The sequence below is a fragment of the Kitasatospora sp. NPDC058218 genome (assembly GCF_042882445.1).
Classification (GTDB): domain Bacteria; phylum Actinomycetota; class Actinomycetes; order Streptomycetales; family Streptomycetaceae; genus Kitasatospora.
In genome coordinates this window covers 105559-123525 of record NZ_JBHVWC010000011.1, presented here as the reverse complement: position 1 = coordinate 123525, position 17967 = coordinate 105559, and the positions used below count along the sequence as shown (strand labels likewise).

Sequence of the window (17967 nt, the reverse complement as noted above, 5' to 3'; positions counted from 1 at the left end):
CGGTTCGTGCGGGCGGGCGGCGTCATGAGGTTCGGTCTGCGGTCCGGACGCGGGGCCGGACGTCACCTGCGACGAACGCGTCCAGCCACGCCCCGCGCGGGAGGCGCCGGGCCAGTTCCCAGGCGACCATGCGGTGCAGGCCGTCGAGGTGGATGAGCCCCTCCCTGACGAGGAGGTCCGAGTAGTCGGAGTGCGACACCGGGAGGGTGCTGAGGTACACCGGGGTGAGCGGCGCCTGTTTCAGGTGGCCCACCTTCGTCGAGCACACCGGGTTCGCCTCGGCCCACGTCCGCCCGCCCGCCCGGATGCGGTCCACGGCCTGGCGCACCGTCAGCCCGGAGCGCGGGACGAGTTCGATCCCGCCGCCCTCGCTGAGGTGCCAGGGCAGGACGACGTCGAGGACGTCGGTCCGCGCGAGCCGCACCCGCCACCAGCTGCCGAGCAGCTCGTCGGCGCGCTGGAGGTTCTCCTCGCCGTCCTGGTTGGTGTTCGCCTCGTGCGCCTGCTCGGCGTCGTGGTTGCGCAGGTAGACCTCGCGGACCTCGGCGAACGTGGCCGAGCCGAGAACCTCCACACCGATACCCTTCACGTTGTCTTCGTGTACTCGGTGAAATGCCGGTCCGCGAACAGCTCCGGCCACTGCCCGCCGCCGAGATCCAGCTCCCTCGCCCGCGCCAGCATGCGCCGCCAGAAGGGCTTCACCGGCCGCCAGCGCGCGCCCACCTGGCAGTACGACGCGTCCACGAAGTACCGCGGGCGGTCGCCCTTTCCGGGAGCCGGCCGACGGGCGTGGAACAGCGCCGAGTTGAGCAGCACCGTGGATCCGGGCGGCAGCCGGTCGATGACGACCTCGCCCGGTAGTTCGGCGGTGCCCAGGTGGGCGAGCGCGGTCTTGCCGGCGGGCTCGCGGTGGGAGCCGGGCAGCACCGCGAGACTGCCGACCGTCTCGTCCAGGCCACCGAGGTAGTGCAGTGCGTGCACCATCAGCAGGGACGGCTCCGAGCGGTCGTTGGGCTCGTAGTCGTGGTGCCAGGGCTTTCCGGTGACACCCGGGCTCTGTCTGTCGCTGTGCAGGTGGTGGAAGACGAACGGCGCGCCCATGAGTTCGGAGAGCAGGCGCATCAGGACGGGATGGGTGAGCAGCTCACCGTGGCCCGGCAGCTCCAGTTCCAGTACCGGGGGCGCGTCGTACGTGTCCGGATCGACGCAGCTGGCTATCGAGCGGGCTCGCAGACCGTCGTCGACCCAGCGGTCCACTTCGGACACGAGCCGGTTCCGGAAGGAAGCCGGGAGCAACCCCGGAAGGACCAGATACCCCGAATCCGCGAACTGTTCCCGCTCTGCGGCGCCGAGGGCCTCGTGCTCTTCAAGAGACAGCGGCACTATGACAATTCACCCTTTCCCGCAACGCTGACGCGTTGTTCGCTGCAGACCTCAGGCGACCCAGCCGCCACAGAGGGAAGTGGACTGATCACTTTCGGTGAGATTATGCGTGTTGGAGTCTGCGGGGCGGAGATCAACCCTCACAAGACCCGTGGCGCGTTCGAGGTCTCGTTCCGGCCACCGAGGCGCTCGCGCGCCTCGCTTCGTCCACCCACGGTGCCCGCCCGGTGCGCCGTCCGGCCTGCCGGAGGGTGCCTGCGCAGGCCAGTGGTGGCGCGCCGCCGACCGGTGGGAGGTGTTCCGGTACGGCTGCCGCAAGCCGCAAAGGGGAGATGGCCGACCCTTCCGGCGCAAGCGGGCAAAGTGGATGTCGCCCCACGCGCCCCGGGAGAACAGACCTTCGACTCCAGGTGAAGATTGGACCTCTGAGCGGCGGGATCAACGGCGACCCGCCCCGTGCACTTCCGCCCCTCCCGCCCTCGGTATCGTCCGGTGCGGTGATCGGCCCCCACGCCGGACTGGGCCGAGATCCGACGGCCGGACCGGGGCACGGGCATATGCCACCCGAGCAGCGGCTTCCGCGACGCTCCGGCCGGGGCTTCCACGACGCTTCGTCAGGGGGCGGCGCGCGGGGTTCAGGGCTTGCCGGGGCGGATCGCCTCGGCCACTTCGCTCAGGTCGCCGTTCAGCTGGTGGTCGCGCCCGGGCAGCCGGTGCACCTGCGCCCGCGGGATCGCGCGGGCATAGAGGTCGGCGTGCGACGGTGGTGCGGTCTCGTCGTCGAGTCCGTGGAACACGTGCACCGGCACGTCGTGCGGCAGCCTCGCGCCGAGGTCGCCGGGCAGCTCGAACTCGTCGCCCGGCCAGCCGCCCCGGCCGACGAACGGGGCGGCGATCAGCACGATCGCCGCGAGCCTGCGCTCCGGCGGTTGCTCGGCGAGGGCGTGGACGAGGATCGTCCCGCCCACCGAGTGGCCGGCCACGACCGCGCCGTCCGTCAGGCCCGCCAGGCCGGACCGGATCGCCGGGGCCCACCCGGCGTAACTCGGCTCGCCCTCGTCGGGCATCCGCGGGTAGCGGACCTCGTGCCCGCCCCCGAGCGCCCGCCGCAGGCTGTCGACCAGCTTGTCGTCCCATGCGTCGTGGGTGCCCGCGCCGCCGCCCTGGATGAACAGGATCTGCTGAGCCGCTGCCATGGCGATCGTCCTCCGCGTCCTCGTCACGGCCCCCTTCGGCGCCCGCCGCCGGCCGCCGGTGTCAACCTTGGCGGACGGAGGCGCGGGTGACCGAGCGCCACACCCATCGCTGCGCCGGCTTGCTCCGCCGGGTTGCTCCGGTGCCTTGCTCCGCCGACCTGTTTCGGCGGTTTGCTTCGCCAACCGGTCGGGCGGGCGCCGGGCGTGTCAGCCGAGGGTCGGGTAGTCGGTGTAGCCCGTCTCGCCGCCCACGTACATCAGGTGCGCGTCCCGGATCGGGTTGAGCGGGGCCCCGGTGCGCAGCCGGGTGACCAGGTCCGGGTTGGCCAGGAACGCCCGGCCGAGGGAGATCAGGTCGGCGCCCGCGTCCAGGAGGCGCTCGGCGGCGGCGCGGCCGCCGTCGGCGGGCAGGGGGCCGGGCCAGGGCAGGGCCGGGTTCGCGATCAGCGGGCCGGACCAGGCCTTGCGCAGGGTGTGGAACAGCGGCTGGTCGGGGTCGGCGAAGACGACGTGCAGATAGGCGAGGCCCAGGCCGTCGAGTTCGCCCAGGAGCGCCGGGTAGACCTCGTCGAGGTCGTCCTCCGTCATGGCGTTGGCGGTGACGCCGGGAGCGATGCGCACCCCGACCCGTTCGGCGCCGATCGCCTCGGCGACCGCGCGGACCACCTCGACGGTGAAACGGATGCGGTGGGCGACCGCCCCGCCGTAGCCGTCGGTGCGGTGGTTGGTGTGGCGGGAGAGGAACTGGTGGAGCAGGTACCCGTTCGCCGCGTGGACCTCGACCCCCGCGAAGCCCGCGTCCACCGCGCGGCGGGCCGCGGCGGCGAAGTCGGCCACGGTGGCGTGGATCTCCTGCTCGGTCATCTCGCGCGGCACGACGTTCTCCCGGTGCCCGGACGGGGTGACGATCGTGCCGGGCAGCGGCACCGCCGAGGGGGCGACCGGGTGGTGCCCGCTGGTTTCGGGGTGGCCGACCCGCCCGCCGTGCTGCAGCTGGAGGAACATCTGCCCGCCGGCGGCCCGGACGGCGTCGGTGACGCGGCGCCACCCGGCCACGTGCGACTCGTCGTGGATCGCCGGGATGTCGGGGTAGGTGGCACCCACCGCGTTCGGTGTCGTGGCCTCCGCGACGATCAGCCCGGCCGATGCGCGCTGGGCGTAGTACGTGGCCATGATCGGTTCCGGTACGCCGGTGGCACTCGCGCGGTTGCGCGTCATCGGGGCCATCACCAGGCGGTTCGCGAGCCGCAGGGCGCCGAGCCGGGCGGGCCGGAACAGCGGGGAGTCCGGGCCGGCCGACTCGGTGTCGATGTCCGCCGCGACCGCGGTGTTCGTGCTCATGATCGTGCTCCTCGGTGGTCCGTGGTGGTGTCGTCGGGGCCGCCTGCGGCCCGCTGATCAGACGATCCCGCCGCCCGCTTCGGCTCTGCTGATGCTCTGCTGACGGTTCGCCGGCAGCCCGTCCGACCAGCGGATGATCACCCTGTGTAGGGTGTGGCCCATGAGGTTCGGGGTGCTCGGTCCGCTGGCCGTGTGGGATGCCGACGGCGTCCCCGTGCGGGTGCCCGAGACCAAGGTGCGGGCCCTGCTGGCCGACCTCCTGCTGCACGAGGGCCGACCGGTGTCGCCCGACCGCCTCGTCGACGACATCTGGGGCGACGCCGCGCCCGCCAATCCCGCCAACGCGCTCCAGGCCAAGGTCTCCCAGCTGCGCCGGGCGATCGGCCGTGACCGGGTGACCCACCACCCGGCCGGGTACCGGCTCCGGCTCGACGACGACACCGCCCAGGTCGACGCGGCCGGCTTCCGGGCACTCGCCGCACGGGGCCGGAGCGAGACCGACGCGCGCTCCCGGGCGGCCGAGTTCGCGCGGGCGCTGGATCTGTGGCGCGGAGACGCGTACGCCGACTTCGCCGACGAGGAGTTCGTCCGCCCGGCCGCGCAGCGGCTGGCCGAGGAACGGCTCGCCGTCGTCGAGGAACTGGTGGAGGCCCGGCTGGAGTTCGCCGATCCGCTGCTGCTCGGCGAGCTGGCCGAACTGGTGGACCGCCACCCCCTGCGCGAGCGGCTGCGCGCCGTACAGCTGCGGGCGCTGTACCGGACCGGCCGGCAGAGCGAGGCGGTCGCCGCGTACGGCGAACTGCGGGCGGTGCTCGCCGAGGAGCTGGGCCTCGACCCGAGCCCCGCACTGGCGGCGTTGCACGAGGCGATCCTGCGGCAGGACACCGCTCTCCTGCCCGCGGCCGCCCTCCTGTCCGCGGCCGCGCCGGAGGCCCCGCCGGTCCCGGCCCGCTCGCCCGTCGGGTCCCCGGACGCGGACGCCGTCGGGGGCCGGCACCCGGGCGCGTTCCGGCCGTCGAACCTGCCCGCCCCGCGGACCACGCTCGTCGGGCGCGGCCCCGCGCTGGACGCCCTCGCCCGTCTCGTCCGCGCCGAGCGCCTGGTCACGCTGACCGGCCCCGGCGGAGTGGGCAAGACCCGGCTCGCCCTGGCCCTCGCGCGCCGCCTCGCGGAGGACCCCGAGGGCGGGGCGCCGGACGGGGTGCAGCTCGTCGAACTCGCGGCCCTGCCCGCCGACGCCGCCGACCTCGCCCAGGCGGTGGCCGCGGCGCTCGGCATCCGCCCGGCCGCCGTACCGGCCGCGCCCCCGGGCGCCCTCCTGCCCGCGCTGGCGGTGGCCCTGCGCGGGCGCCGGGTCCTGCTAGTCCTCGACAACTGCGAGCACGTGATCGATTCCGCCGCCGACCTCGTCGCGACGCTGCTGGACACCGCGTCGGAGCTGCGCATCCTCGCCACCAGCCGGGAGTCGCTGCGGCTGCCCGGCGAGGCGGTGTTCCCCGTCGCCCCGCTCGACCCGGTCGCCGCCGCGCAGCTGTTCACCGAACGGGCCGCCGCGGCCGCGCCCGGGTTCGCCGCGCCCGCCGGGGACGACGGGACGGGGTCCGCCGCGCCTGCCGGGGACGACGCGACGCCGGACGACGGGACGCGGGCTGCCGTCGCGGAGATCTGCCACCGTCTGGACGGCATCCCGCTGGCCCTGGAACTCGCGGCCACCCGGGTGCGGGCCATGGGTGTGCGGGAGCTGGCGGCTCGCATCGACGACCGGTTCCGGGTGCTCGGGTCCGGGCAGCGCGGCCTCCCGGCCCGGCAGCAGACCCTGCGCGCGGTGATCGACTGGAGCTGGGACCTGCTCACCCCGCCCGAACAGACCGTCCTGCGGCGGCTGGCCGTGCCGCCCGGCGGCTGCTCCCTGCAAGCGGCCGAGGCGGTGTGCGCGGGAGACGGTATCACCGGTGACGCCGTCCTGGACCTGGTCGGGCGCCTGGTCGACCGTTCGCTCGTCGAGGCCGCGCACACCGGCGACGGCCCGCGCTACGGCCTGCTCGAATCGGTGGCCGCCTACGCCCGCGACCGGCTCCACGAGGCGGGTGAGCACCCGGCCACCGCGGCTCGTCACGCCGCGTACTTCCGCGACGTGGCCGAACACGCCGAAGCCCCTCTGCGCGGGCCGGGACAGCGCCTCCAGCTCGCCCGTCTGGACGCCGAGTCCGCCAACATCCGAACCGCGCTCGACCACCTGCTGCGCACCGGGGACCAGGACGGCGCCGCCCGCGTGGCCGCCGCCCTGTGCCCCTGGTGGCTGCTGCGCGGGCGTCTCCACGAGGCCCGCCGCGCCCTCGCCACCGTCCTGGAAGCCGCCGCCCGCCCGCCGGCCACCGCGCCCGCCTCGGCATCCTCCTTCGCCGAACTCCGGCTCCTGCACGACGCGTTCGCCATGCTGACCGGCCACCGGCCGGCCGAGCGGGACTGCCCCGAAGCGGACATCGCCGACCCCGTCCGGCGCGGCCGGGCGCTGTGGCTGTTCGCCCACGGCCTCCACCACGCGGGCGACCCGGTCGCGGCGCACGCCGTCGGCACCCGCGCCCTGGACCACTGCGCCACCGCGGGCGACCGCTGGGGCACCGCCGCCGCCCGCGCCCTGCTGGCCCGGACCGCGCTGGCCGTCGGCGACCTCGCGGCAGCCCGCCGTGACGGCCGTACCGCCGCCGCGCTCTTCCACGAACTCGGCGACGGCTGGGGCGAGTTGCAGACGGTGCCGGTCCTCGCCGCGCTCGCCGAGATCGAGGGTGACTACGCCGACGCCGAAGCCCGCCACGGCGTCGGGCTGCGCCTCGCCGAGCAGCTCGGCCTGGCCGTGGAGGCCTCCGCCTGCCTCGCGGGCCTGGGCCGCCTCGCGCTCCTCGCCGGTGACTGGGAGCGGTCCCGGCTGCTCCACGAGCGGGCCCGTCGTACGGCCGCCGAGCAGGGCCACCTCTTCGGCGAGGTGTTCGCGGTCATGGGCCTCGCCCTGGGCGCACGGCGCGCCGGCGACCTCGACGACGCGGAGCGCCACCTCCGGGCGATGCGTGACGACTACCCGTCGTCGACCGCGGGCAGGCACCTGATCGAGGTGGAACTCGGCTTCGTCGCCGAACTGCGCGGCCTGCCCGCGCAGGCCGCCGCCCACCAGGCACGCGGTCTGGCCCATGCCCGGCAGCTGGCCGAGCCGCGGGCCCTCGCCCTCTCCCTGGAGGGCACCGCCGGCGCGGCCGCGGCCACCGGCGGCGCCTCGGCACTCAACCGTGCGGCACTGCTCCTCGGCGCCGCCGACGCCGCCCGCCGAAGTGCCGGTGCCCCGCTCCCGCCCGGTGAACGCGCCGACGTGGACCGGATCGCCGCCACGGTCCGCGCGGCCCTGGGCACAGCCCGCTTCGCCACCGCCTTCGACCAGGGGGCCTCCCTCCCGCTCCCGGTCGCCGTCAGTACCGCCACCGAGTCCTGAACCGGCCACGGCGGCCGTTCCATGACGGTCCCTCCGGTGGCTCCGGTGGCTCCGGCTGTTCCGGTACGCGGCAGCCGGTGGTTCCGGACGGCACCGGCACCGGGCCGCTGCCGACCCGGTGCCGGGGCGCGGGGCCCGGCCGTGCTCCGCGCCCCGGGCCCCCTGCGGCCGGGGCGACGACGGTGACCGGCCGGCCGCGGTGGCCCCCGCGCCGCGCGGGCGCGCAGGTCAGGGGTGGGGGCGATGGCGTGCGGGAGGCCCGGTGACCACGAGAATGGTGCGGACACCCCCCGGAAGTACAGAGAAAGTGAACCCCCACATGGATCTCGGCGTGCGCTGGAAGCTGCACGGTGACGGGCGTACGCCCGCGCCGGGAGCGGTCGTCCGCCCCGACGAACGGCTCTCCTGGCCCCGCACGGCAGGGCTCGGCGCCCAGCACGTGGTGGCCATGTTCGGCGCGAGCTTCGTGGCGCCCGTGCTGATGGGGCTCGACCCCAACCTGGCGATCATGATGTCCGGCGTCGCGACCGTCATCTTCCTGCTGGCGACCCGCGGCCGGGTGCCCAGCTACCTCGGTTGCTCGCTGTCCTTCGTCGGCGTGGCCGCGGTGATCCGGGCGCAGGGCGGTACCAGCGCGACGGTCACCGGCGCCGTGTTCGTGGTGGGCGTGGCGCTGTTCCTGGTGGGCCTGGCGGTCCAGCGGTTCGGGGCACGGATCATCCACGCCGCGATGCCGCCGATCGTCACCGGCGCGGTCGTGATGCTGATCGGCTTCAACCTCGCGCCCGTCACCGCCTCGACCTACTGGCCGCAGGACCAGTGGACGGCGCTGCTGGTGATGCTGTTCACCGGGCTGGCCGTGGTGTGCCTGCGCGGCTTCTGGTCGCGCGTGGCGATCTTCCTCGGGCTGCTCTTCGGCTACGCGATCTCCTGGCTGTTCGACCGGGTCTTCGGGCGGATCCACTCGGTGGACGCGAGCGGGCACCTCACCGACCACTGGCGGCTGGACCTGTCGGGCGTCGGCTCGGCGGACTGGGTCGGCCTGCCCGACTTCCACGGCCCGTCCTTCGAGTGGTCCGCGATCCTGGTGGCGCTGCCCGTGGTGATCGCGCTGGTCGCGGAGAACGCCGGGCACGTCAAGGCCGTGGGGGAGATGACCGGCCGGAACCTGGACGACAAGCTCGGCACCGCGATCTCCGCGGACGGCGTCGGCTCCATGCTCTCCACCGCGGTCGGCGGCCCGCCGAACACCACCTACTCGGAGAACATCGGCGTCATGGCCGCCACCCGGGTGTACTCCACCGCCGCCTACTGGGCCGCCGCCGGCTTCGCGTTGCTGTTCGGCATCTGCCCGAAGTTCGGCGCCGTGGTGGCCGCGATCCCCGGCGGGGTGCTCGGCGGCATCACCGTCATCCTGTACGGCATGATCGGCCTGCTCGGCGCGCAGATCTGGACCACGGCCCGAGTGGACCTGCGCAACCCGCTGAACCTGGTGCCGGCCGCCGCGGGCATCATCATCGGCATCGGCAACGTCACCATCAAGTTCACCGACACCTTCAGCCTCAGCGGCATCGCGCTGGGCACCCTGGTCGTCATCGCCGGCTACCACGTGCTGCGGGCACTGGCGCCCGCGCACCTCAAGACGCAGGAGCCGCTGCTGGACGAGGGCACCTCCTCCTACGACGCGGGCAGCGAGGACTCCGGGGGAGCGGGCGGGGCGCAGCCGCGCACCCGGTAGCGGTCCGCGCCGGCGGTGAGGGCGCCCCGCCGGGCAGCCCTCGCCCGGTGCCCGGCCGACCGGTGGACGTGCCCGAAAGGGCCTCGATCGGTCGGCCCGCTTGGCCCGACGGGCCGTCAGGTGGTCGAATCGGTCCCTGCGTCCGGGCCGAACGGCCCGGACCTCGTCCGTTGCGGCCACTCATCCACCTGGGAGAGGCATGTCCCTTCTGCTCCACCACCGCAAGACCGTCCTCGGCGTCGTGGCCCTCACCACGCTCGCGATCTCCTGCGGCTCGGCGGTCGCCACCAGCTCCGCCGCCGTGACGGGCAAGGTCCTGTGGGCCCCGAGCACCAGCAAGGGCCCGTCCTCCTTCACCGGCGTCCAGTGCGCGTCGGGCGGCTTCGGCGTCGTCAAGGACGCCGCCAAGGGCCGTGTGTGGCGGGCGTTCCAGAAGGCGGGGGAGGAGCGCTGCGAGACGCTCGGCCCGGACCTGAAGGAGGGCTCCACCTTCTACCTCGGCTGGTCGTCCAAGGTCGACATCAAGGACGCGAACAGCCGTTACGTCTTCCAGCTGAAGTGCTCGCCGAGCACCGACACGGCGAACCACCCGATCGAGATCGACGCGACGACCGGGCGCATCCGCCTCCAGGAGTGGGACACCCACCACGTCGCGCACACGCTGTGGACCGCGCCGACCACCAACAACACGTGGCACTCCTACGCGCTGAAGATCCGCCTGGGCCGCACCAACGGCACCATCGACTTCTGGTTCGACGGCGTGAAGCAGACCTTCACCACCGGCTCGGGCACCTTCAAGGGCACCACTTGGGACGGCGACCGCAACTACCTCAAGTGGGGCTCCTACCACCCCTCCTCGGGGAACGCGACGAACACCTTCACCAGTCCGATCATGGCGACCACCCTGGAGGCGGCCACCGCCGGCTCGTGAGGGCCGGGTGACCGGCCGGGTCGAGTCCCGACCCGGCCGGCGCCGCGCCCCGTCTCCTCGGCGGGTGGGTGCGCGGCTTCCCGCGCGCGGGCCGTAGCAGGCCGTAGCAGGCCGGGGCGATGGCACAAAGCCCCGACGTCGCCGCCCGGACGCCTCGTTCGCGCGGATCCGGTTCCGGCCGGGCGGATTGTCAAGCCCGCACCGGAGCCGTCCATTCAGCAGTAGCCTCGGCGTCGGTAACGACTGCTGTGGAACGGCGAATTGGGGGCGACGGTGGCCGAAGGGGAGTCCGGGGCCGGGGGTGACGGCGGGGCCGGCGAGGACGGCTGTCCGCTGCACGAACGCGAGGTCGAGATCCGGTCGGCCGGGCAGGCGGTCGGGGCGCTCACCCGGCCCGCCGGTGCCGGCACCGGGGAGCTGCTGGTGTACACCGGCGCGGCCGGGCTGGGCAAGACCGCGGTGCTGACCGAGGTGCGGCGGGAGGCGCGACGCGCCGGCTGCACGGTGCTGTTCGCCCGGGGCGGGGAGCGGCAGCGTCACGAGCCGTTCCGTGTGGTGCGCCAGTTGGTGCAGCCGGTGCTGGCGGCCCTGTCGGACGAGGAACGGGCGCAGGTGTTCGGGCCCTGGGAGGACATCGTCGGTCCGGCGGTGGGGCTGCTGCCGCCCGGAGGGCAGCTCGACCCGCAGGGCGTGCGGGACGGGCTGGACTTCGTGCTCACCCGCCTCGTGCAGCTGCGTTCGCCGGTGGCCGTGATCGTCGACGACCTGCACTGGGCCGACCCGGAGTCGCTCGGCTGGCTGGCGGGCTTCGCCGTGCGCGCACGCGAGCTGCCGGCCCTGCTGGTGCTCGCCTGCCGCGACGAGTTCCCCGACGACGCCCTGACGCTGCAGCGAGGCCTCGTCGGCCGGGCCGACCGGCGGCACGAACTTCGGCCGCTCCAGCCGGCCTCGGTCGCGCACCTGGTCCGGGCCGCCCTGGGCGCGGAGGCGGAGGACGCCTTCTGCCGCCACGTCTGGGCCGTCACCGCCGGCAACCCCTACGAGACCACCGCCCTGCTGCGCGAGGTGGCCGACCAGCGGCTCGACCCCGTCGAGGAGAGCACCGGGCAGCTGCGCGAACTCGCCGCCGGCGCGCGGGGGATGACGCTGCGGCACTGGCTGGACAAGATCGGCCCGACCACGCTGCAGTTCGCCTGGGCGGCGTCCATGCTGGGCACCGACATCCGCCCCGACCTCGCCGCCGTCGTCTGCGCCCAGGGCCCGGAGACCGCCGCCGAGTCCGTCCGGGAGCTGCGCCGCCACGGGGTGCTGACCAGCACGCCGGGCGGCCGGCTGGAGTTCGTCCACCCGCTGATCGCCACCTCCGTCTACCAGTCGATGCCTCCCGCCACCCGGACCGGGATGCACGGCGTCGCCGCCGTCGAGACCGAGAACGCCGGCCTCGGCCTGCTGACGGCGTCCCGGCACCTGCTCGAAACCCTGCCCGAGGGGGACGGCGAGATCGTCGGCAAGCTGCGCCGGGCGGCCCGCGAGCACCTGGCCATCGGCGCGCCCGAGGCGGCCCAGCGCTGCCTGCGCCGCGCCATCAGCGAACCGCCGGCCGCCGAGGACCGGGCCGCGGTGCTCTACGAACTCGGCTGCTCGGCCCTGCTCACCGACCCGGCGACCACGGTCAACCAGCTGCGCCTGGCGCTCGCCGACCCGTACGGCCTGGGCCCCGAGCTCCGGGTGGACGCGATCTTCCGGCTGGCCCAGGCCCTCGCCCACAGCAACCGGCTCGGCGAGGCCGCCGCCGTGTGTGCCGAGGAGGCCGCCCGGACCCTCCCGGGGCCGGGCCGGCTGCGCCTGGAGGTCGCCCACTTCATGTTCGCCGCGTTCCAGTTCGAGGACGAGGACGGTCCGGGCCGCTCCCGGCGGCTCGCGGAGTTCGACCGGATGCTCGAAACGGTCGGCCTGGCCTTCAGCGACACCGACAGCGGCACCGACACCGGCGCGGTCGGCGGGCCGGCCCCGGACCAGGCCATGTTCGAACAGAACGGCCTGGCCCACGCGGTGGCCGTGCTGCGCTGCTGGGACCTCACGCTGCGCGGCGCGGACCGCGAGGAGGCGATCGCCCTGGCCGAGTCCGCGCTGCCGGGCGGCCGCCTGCCCCGCAGCCTCGGCTGGACCAACACCACCTGGGGTTTCGAGCTGCCCGGGATCCTCGGCATCAGCTACCTCTACGCCGACCGGGTCGACCGGGCGGAGGAGCTGTTCACCGAGGCGGTCCGCGCGTACGAGGTCGCCGGGTGGAGCGGCGGCCACCTCGGCTTCGCCTACCTGCTGACCGGCATGCTCCGGTTCCGCTGCGGCGCCCTGGCGGAGGCGGAGGACTACTTGCGCCGCGCCCTGCGGATCGCCGAGCGGATAGGGCCGGGGACCCCGCTGCACTGGGACGCGGTCGGGGCACTGGCCGAGACCCTGGCCGCGCGCGGCCGGCTCGCCGAGGCGCTGGAGCTCGCGGACACGCACGCCTTCGGCCCGCCGTACCCGACGGTGATGGTGCTGCCCGACGCCCGCACGCTGTACGGCCGCCTCCTGCTGGCCCGGGGCGACGCGCCCGGCGCGGCCGCGGCGCTGACCGCCGCCGGCGCGGCCCTGGACGCGCGCGGGTGGCGCAACACGGTGTGGGCGCCGTGGCTCGGGCACCTGGCGCGCGCGGTCGCCCCCGACGAGCCGGACCGGGCCCGCGACCTCGCCGGGGAGGCCGTTCGCCGGGCCCGGGAGTCCGGGACGGACTCGGCTGTCGGCAGTGCCCTGCGGCTCAGCGCGGCGGTGCACGACCGGCCGCGCGCGGCCGAGCTGCTGGCGCAGGCCGTCCGGCACCTGGAGCGGTCACCCGCCCGCTACGAGCACGCGATCGCCCTGGTCGACCTGGGTGAGGCGCTGGGCACCGGGCCGGCCGCCCGCGCGGCCCTGGCCCGGGGACTGGAGCTTGCCACCCACTGCGGCGCAGAGGCCCTGGCGGCCCGGGCCGGGGACCTCCTGCGGACGGGCGCGGCGGGCTGAGGCGGGCTCAGGACGGCGGCCGGCCGCGGCCCGGCATCCGCCCGGCGGCTGCGGGCCGGAGGGGCTAGAGCAGGTGGTCGGCCTTGCCCGCCTTGATGTCCAGGATGAGGGTGCGCAGGGCAGCCCTGGAGTCGGTGATGGCCCGGTCCTCCTGGCCCTTGACGGCGATGTAGGCGTTGCCGTCGGCGTCGGTGCCGAGGCGGAAGCATGAGTTGCCCTCGCCGCAGAAGGGGTCTTCCCAGGTGATGGTGGGCATCGAACTTCTCCTTACAGTTGGTTGGCGATCTCGCGGATGAAGTCACGGGATCGTTGCGGGGTCAGCGCCAGATCTTCCAACCGATCAAGCTGGGCACGGTATTTCGTCAGCTGGCCTTCGGCATCCAGGAATTCGGGGCCATGCGCCCTGTCCACCTGAACCGTGTCGAGCTGTGGCACTGTCCCCTCCGCGTAGAGGACGGTGTGCCCGGCACCCGGAAAGGCCCCGTGCTCGAAAGGAACGACGCGAAGCGTGACGTTGTCCCGTTCGGATGCGTCGAGCAGGTAGTCCAGTTGGGCGTGCATGCCCTTGCGGCCACCGAACTGCATTCGCAGAGCTGCTTCGTGCACAACGGCGACATAGTTGGGCGGATCGTCACCGGTGAGCACTTGCCGGCGTTCCGTCCGATGAGCGAGTCGCAGGCCGACCTCATGCTCGGGCAGCGGTGGGAACACTGCCCGGAATACGGCGAGAGCGTGGTCCGAGGTCTGCAACAGTCCTGGAACGTGGACGGTGTCGGTGGTGCGGAGTCGCTTCGCGCGTGCTTCGAGCTCGGCGATGTCCAGCAGCCCCTGGGGCAGACTGCCGCGATACCGCTCCCACCAGCCCTTGTCCCCGGGCTGCGCCATGTCGACCAGGGCATCGATGTACTTCTGGTCTGCGCAGTGGCAGTTGTGGGCCAGGGTGCGCAAGCGCTCAGTGGTGATCGGCCGCAGACCCGACTCCATGTTGGAGATCTTGCCGCGATCGACGCCGAGTAGCCCCGCCGCGTACTCGGCACTCATGCCTGCCGAGGTCCGGATCTTCCGCAGCTCGCTCCCCAACCGCTTCTGACGTTCAGTGAGAGACACCCTGGGAGTCATGCCGTTCCTTCCGTGCGACGTGGGATGCAGTCTGCCGCCCTCAGGGACCAGCCCACTACTCGGGGTCAGATTGCCAAGAAGCTCGGCAAATTTACCCCGTGATGCGATACTCTCAGTGTTGCAAGGATCACAATCGGCAATGTCCGGAAGTGCACCGCGCGAGCATGCCCGCCTTCCCTGGGGCGGGTGTGTCCGCGCCCAGGGAGGCGTGCCACCGGCGTCGGAGCCGCATCAGCGCTCGCTCAACCACTGCACATCCGCGAGGAGTCAGCCATGCCTGGAATCCCGCTTCCGTCCACCCCCGTCATGCTCGCGTCGACGTCGCCCGGCGTCCCCGAGGTGCCGTCGCACTGGCGCTTTCCCGCCGAGCTCGCCTCCGTCCGGCGGGCCCGCCGGGCCGTGGCCGGCGCGATCCCGGAGCCTCACGAGCCCCAGCTCGCCGACGTGCTGCGCCTGGTGACCTCGGAGCTGGTCACCAATGCGATTCGCCACGGCGCCCGTGCCGACGAGGACGAGCTGATCGAGCTCGTCCTCTGGATCGCCGACGGCCACTGCTGGCTGGCCGTCTCCGACCCGGGGGCCGGTCGGCCCGTCCTCGTCGAACCGCACCCGCAGGGGTGCGGCGGGCGGGGCCTGCTGCTGGTCGACGCGCTCTGCGACATCTGGGCCGTCGTGCCCCGGCGGACCTGTGGCAAGTCCGTGGTCGCGGGGGTGAGACTGCGCGCAGCCTGACGGTGCGTCAACAAGCGAGCGGCTGCACCGCCGGAGGGGACGGTGCAGCCGCTCGTGGTGCTTGCTGTCAGGCGAAGGGGTCGCGTGACCTCGGGACTCCGGGGATTTCCGGCTCATGAGTGACGTCTCGTGCCCGGGGGGCCGGCGGCGCAGTACCCGTACCGCGCCGCCGACCTGGGTGCTACAGCCGTTCGGGGACGGGGTTGCCGACGGCCTCGATGGCGCGCCGGACGGGGACCGTCGCCAGCAGGGCGAAGCCGATCACGAAGAACACCAGCAGGGAGATGATCGCCGAGCGGTAGCTGCCGGTGATCTGGTAGGCGAGGCCGAAGACCAGCGGACCCATCCAACTGGTGCCGCGGTCGCTGATCTTGTAGACGCTGAAGTACTCGGCCTCCCGGCCGGCCGGGATGAGGTGGGAGAACAGCGAGCGCGAGAGCGCCTGGCTGCCGCCGAGCACCAGGCCGATCATGCAGGCCAGCGCGTAGAACCAGGCGGGCTGGTGGGCCGGCATGAGGTACCCGAGGGCGAGCGTGACCACCCAGCCGACCAGGGAGCCGAGGACGGTCCGCTTGGCGCCGTACCGGCGGGCGATCCGGCCGAGGAGCAGCGCGCCGCCGATCGCGACGATCTGGACCAGGAGCACGGCGGTGACCAGCGAGGTCTGGTCCATGCCGAGCTCCTCGCTGCCGTAGAGCGAGGCCTGCGAGACGACGGTCTGGATGCCGTCGTTGTAGCAGAGGAAGGCGCCCAGGTAGAGGAGCGTGAGCGGGTAGTCGCGCATGCCGCGCAGGGTGCGGGCGAGTTCGCGCAGGCTGCCGGCGGCGGGCCGGTCCGGTACGGCCGCCGCACGGTCGGGGGCCGCACCGGCGCGGGAGGGCAGGCGCAGCAGCGGGACGATCGTGAACAGCGCCCACCACAGGCCGGCCGAGGCCAGGCAGATCCGCACGGCGGTGCCGGAGGACAGGCCGAGTGCGTCGTGGCCCTCGAACAGCGCCAGGTTGGCGATCAGCAGCAGGCCGCCGCCCGCGTAGCCGTACGCCCAGCCCTTGGAGGAGACCGCGTCGCGTTCGTCGGGGGCGGCCAGGCCCGGGAGGTAGGCGTAGGAGAGCGCGACCGACACCGCGTAGGCGATGTTGGCGACCACCAGCAGCGCGCCGCCGAGCAGGTAGCGGTCGCCGTCGAGGAGGAACATCCCCATCGTGGCGATCGCGCCGACGTAGGCGAAGCCGCACATCAGCTCCTTGTGCCGCCCGGTGCGGTCCGCGACCGTCCCGGTCAGCAGCATCACCAGGACGGAGAGCAGCACGGAGAAGGAGACCGTGTAGGGGAAGAACGACCCCGCGCGGATCGAGAGGCCGAGCGGGTGCACGTCGCCGGCCGCGTCGGCGGCGTTCTTGGCCACCGAGGTCAGGTACGGCCCGAGGAACACCGTCAGGACGGTGGCCGAGAAGGCGGCGTTGGCCCAGTCGTTGATGTACCAGCCGAACTGCATCCGGCGCAGGGCGCGGTCGTCGGTGGCGGTCGCCGGGTGGTCCGGGCGGTGGGCCGTGGTGGTGGTGTTCATCGGGCTCCTGTCACCGTGCTGGAGCCGGTGCTGCCGTCGGGCCGGCAGCCGCGCTCACCGAGGACGTCCCGCAGGACGTCGATGCGATCGGCCATGATGCCATCCACGCCGAGGTCGAGGAGAGCCCTGATCCGGGTGGGATCGTCCACGGTCCAGACGTGCACCTGCAGGCCGAGGCGGTGGGCGGCGCGGACGAAGGCCCGGTCGACGACCCGGACGCCCCGGTGCCGCTCCGGCACCTGCGCGCACACCCCGGCGAACGGCGCCCCGCGCCCCCGCACCAGCGGCCCGGCCAGCGAGCGCAGCCGGAGCCGGGCCACCTCGCGCGGGCCGAGCGAGGTGGCCAGCCGGGGGCCGGCGGCGGCGCGGACGGCGGCGAGGCGGCTGTCGGAGAAGCCGCCGACGCAGATCCGGTCCCAGGCGTTCGTCCGGCGGATCGCCTCGACCAGCGGTCCGACGGCCGGCGCCGCCTTGACGTCGACGTTGAAGCGGGCGGCGGGGAACGCGTCGAGCAGGTCCTCCAGCAGGGGCACCGGCTCGGTGCCACCGATCCGGGCCTGCCTGACGGTGTCCCAGGGCAGTTCGGCGACCGCCCCGGCGTGGTCGGTGACCCGGTCGAGGCGGGAGTCGTGGAAGGCCACCAGGACGCCGTCGCGGGTGGCGTGCACATCCGTTTCGAGGTAGCGGTAGCCGAGGGCCACGGCGGCCTCGAAGGCGGCGAGCGAGTTCTCGGGGTGGCCGAGGTCGCCGCCCCGGTGCGCGAAGGCGAGTGGCCCCGGCTGGTCGAGGAAGGGGTGCATGTCGTGCTCCGAGCTGCTGGGGGAGGGACCCGCCCGGCCCGCGGGGCCCGGGCGGCGCGGCCCGCTCCGACGACGCCCGGGTCGTGCGCGTTACAGTATTACGCACCTTGTCAAGCAGTAACGCCCGGCGCGGCAGGCCGGGCGTTACCGTCGGCGACCTCTGCGGTCCGCCGGTGCGGGGGTCGGATCCACGGCGGCCTCCGGTACTCGCCCGGAGCGGGTTCCGGGCCCGCCCGGGGGTGACGGCGGCCCCCTTGAGGGCCGGGCCCGAGGACCGGGTCGCCCCCGGGCGGCGGACCGCCCGGCTCAGGCGCCGACGACCGCCCGGGCCGCCAGCAGGTCGGCGAGGCCGCCGACGGTGGGGTGGTTGAAGAGGTCGCGGACGGTGATCCGGGCCGGCGCGCCGCGGTTGATCCGGGCGACCACCCGTGCGGCGAGCAGTGAGTGCCCGCCCACCGTGAAGAAGCTCTCGTCGTCGGTGAACTCCTCGTGCCCGAGGGCCTGGCTCCAGACGCCGCGCACGTTCTCGCGCTGTTCGTGCCAGAGAGCGCCCTTCTGCGCCCCGCCGTCCCCGGCGCCCTGTTCGTCCGTAACGCCCTGCTCATCCGGCTGGTACGGGTTCATTCTCGTG

14 protein-coding genes are annotated in these 17967 nt (G+C 74.1%); 5 read left to right on the top strand and 9 right to left on the bottom strand.

What is annotated here, in order from left to right:
* Nucleotides 1-22 precede the first annotated feature (22 nt).
* From ACFVYI_RS09505 to ACFVYI_RS09490, 4 genes are all read right to left on the bottom strand, one after another.
* Nucleotides 23-589, bottom strand: coding sequence for a DUF6309 family protein (locus ACFVYI_RS09505; RefSeq protein WP_387882712.1), 567 nt, complete (start codon nucleotides 587-589; stop codon nucleotides 23-25).
* Complete coding sequence (locus ACFVYI_RS09500; protein ID WP_387882711.1) at nucleotides 586-1383, bottom strand: phytanoyl-CoA dioxygenase family protein; 798 nt, start codon at nucleotides 1381-1383, stop codon at nucleotides 586-588. Before ACFVYI_RS09500 ends, ACFVYI_RS09505 begins: the two co-directional genes overlap by 4 nt.
* A gap of 635 nt (nucleotides 1384-2018) precedes the next feature.
* Entirely contained in the window at nucleotides 2019-2579 is a 561-nt protein-coding gene (locus tag ACFVYI_RS09495) for an alpha/beta fold hydrolase (RefSeq protein WP_387882709.1), read from the bottom strand.
* 207 nt (nucleotides 2580-2786) lie between these two features.
* On the bottom strand, nucleotides 2787-3920 hold the full coding sequence (locus tag ACFVYI_RS09490; RefSeq protein WP_387882708.1) for an alkene reductase: 1134 nt from the start codon (nucleotides 3918-3920) through the stop codon (nucleotides 2787-2789).
* A 160-nt stretch (nucleotides 3921-4080) separates the two neighbouring features.
* Here ACFVYI_RS09490 and ACFVYI_RS09485 point away from each other — a divergent pair, with 160 nt between their 5' ends.
* From ACFVYI_RS09485 to ACFVYI_RS09470, 4 genes are all read left to right on the top strand, one after another.
* Nucleotides 4081-7401: a BTAD domain-containing putative transcriptional regulator gene (locus ACFVYI_RS09485; protein WP_387882706.1), complete on the top strand. Its 3321-nt coding sequence runs from the start codon at nucleotides 4081-4083 to the stop codon at nucleotides 7399-7401.
* 319 nt (nucleotides 7402-7720) lie between these two features.
* Nucleotides 7721-9139 carry a uracil-xanthine permease family protein gene (locus ACFVYI_RS09480; RefSeq protein ID WP_387882704.1) on the top strand — a complete coding sequence of 473 codons (1419 nt, stop codon included), beginning with the start codon at nucleotides 7721-7723 and terminating at the stop codon, nucleotides 9137-9139.
* A gap of 199 nt (nucleotides 9140-9338) precedes the next feature.
* Nucleotides 9339-10070 (top strand): heparin lyase I family protein, encoded by a 732-nt coding sequence (locus ACFVYI_RS09475; RefSeq protein WP_387882703.1) that lies wholly within the window; start codon nucleotides 9339-9341, stop codon nucleotides 10068-10070.
* A gap of 273 nt (nucleotides 10071-10343) precedes the next feature.
* Nucleotides 10344-13118: an ATP-binding protein gene (locus ACFVYI_RS09470; RefSeq protein WP_387882701.1), complete on the top strand. Its 2775-nt coding sequence runs from the start codon at nucleotides 10344-10346 to the stop codon at nucleotides 13116-13118.
* 64 nt (nucleotides 13119-13182) lie between these two features.
* On the opposite strand, the gene ACFVYI_RS09465 is transcribed toward ACFVYI_RS09470, so the two are convergent.
* Together ACFVYI_RS09465 and ACFVYI_RS09460 are read right to left on the bottom strand one after the other, a co-directional pair.
* The gene (locus ACFVYI_RS09465) at nucleotides 13183-13374 is read right to left on the bottom strand and encodes a hypothetical protein (protein ID WP_360625274.1); all 192 of its coding nucleotides are present in this window, start codon (nucleotides 13372-13374) and stop codon (nucleotides 13183-13185) included.
* 11 nt (nucleotides 13375-13385) lie between these two features.
* Nucleotides 13386-14237 carry a helix-turn-helix domain-containing protein gene (locus tag ACFVYI_RS09460; protein WP_387882699.1) on the bottom strand — a complete coding sequence of 284 codons (852 nt, stop codon included), beginning with the start codon at nucleotides 14235-14237 and terminating at the stop codon, nucleotides 13386-13388.
* Nucleotides 14238-14510: 273 nt separating this feature from the next.
* Between ACFVYI_RS09460 and ACFVYI_RS09455 the strand changes: the two genes are divergently transcribed.
* On the top strand, nucleotides 14511-14969 hold the full coding sequence (locus tag ACFVYI_RS09455) for an ATP-binding protein (RefSeq protein ID WP_387882698.1): 459 nt from the start codon (nucleotides 14511-14513) through the stop codon (nucleotides 14967-14969).
* 181 nt (nucleotides 14970-15150) lie between these two features.
* On the opposite strand, the gene ACFVYI_RS09450 is transcribed toward ACFVYI_RS09455, so the two are convergent.
* The 3 genes from ACFVYI_RS09450 to ACFVYI_RS09440 form a co-directional block, all read right to left on the bottom strand.
* On the bottom strand, nucleotides 15151-16536 hold the full coding sequence (locus ACFVYI_RS09450) for an MFS transporter (RefSeq protein WP_387882696.1): 1386 nt from the start codon (nucleotides 16534-16536) through the stop codon (nucleotides 15151-15153).
* Entirely contained in the window at nucleotides 16533-17336 is an 804-nt protein-coding gene (locus tag ACFVYI_RS09445) for a glycerophosphodiester phosphodiesterase (protein ID WP_387882695.1), read from the bottom strand. The genes ACFVYI_RS09450 and ACFVYI_RS09445 overlap by 4 nt, the downstream gene beginning before the upstream one ends.
* A gap of 306 nt (nucleotides 17337-17642) precedes the next feature.
* Nucleotides 17643-17960, bottom strand: a complete 318-nt coding sequence (locus ACFVYI_RS09440; protein ID WP_387882693.1) for an acyl carrier protein — start codon at nucleotides 17958-17960, stop codon at nucleotides 17643-17645.
* Nucleotides 17961-17967: the final 7 nt, after the last annotated feature.

Coding starts and splice junctions, on each gene's coding strand:
- ACFVYI_RS09495 (WP_387882709.1), bottom strand. CDS start 2,579: ATGGCAGCGGCTCAGCAGATCCTGTTCATCCAGGGCGGCGGCGCGGGC.
- ACFVYI_RS09490 (WP_387882708.1), bottom strand. CDS start 3,920: ATGAGCACGAACACCGCGGTCGCGGCGGACATCGACACCGAGTCGGCC.
- ACFVYI_RS09485 (WP_387882706.1), top strand. CDS start 4,081: ATGAGGTTCGGGGTGCTCGGTCCGCTGGCCGTGTGGGATGCCGACGGC.
- ACFVYI_RS09480 (WP_387882704.1), top strand. CDS start 7,721: ATGGATCTCGGCGTGCGCTGGAAGCTGCACGGTGACGGGCGTACGCCC.
- ACFVYI_RS09475 (WP_387882703.1), top strand. CDS start 9,339: ATGTCCCTTCTGCTCCACCACCGCAAGACCGTCCTCGGCGTCGTGGCC.
- ACFVYI_RS09465 (WP_360625274.1), bottom strand. CDS start 13,374: ATGCCCACCATCACCTGGGAAGACCCCTTCTGCGGCGAGGGCAACTCA.
- ACFVYI_RS09460 (WP_387882699.1), bottom strand. CDS start 14,237: ATGACTCCCAGGGTGTCTCTCACTGAACGTCAGAAGCGGTTGGGGAGC.
- ACFVYI_RS09455 (WP_387882698.1), top strand. CDS start 14,511: ATGCCTGGAATCCCGCTTCCGTCCACCCCCGTCATGCTCGCGTCGACG.
- ACFVYI_RS09450 (WP_387882696.1), bottom strand. CDS start 16,536: ATGAACACCACCACCACGGCCCACCGCCCGGACCACCCGGCGACCGCC.
- ACFVYI_RS09445 (WP_387882695.1), bottom strand. CDS start 17,336: ATGCACCCCTTCCTCGACCAGCCGGGGCCACTCGCCTTCGCGCACCGG.
- ACFVYI_RS09440 (WP_387882693.1), bottom strand. CDS start 17,960: ATGAACCCGTACCAGCCGGATGAGCAGGGCGTTACGGACGAACAGGGC.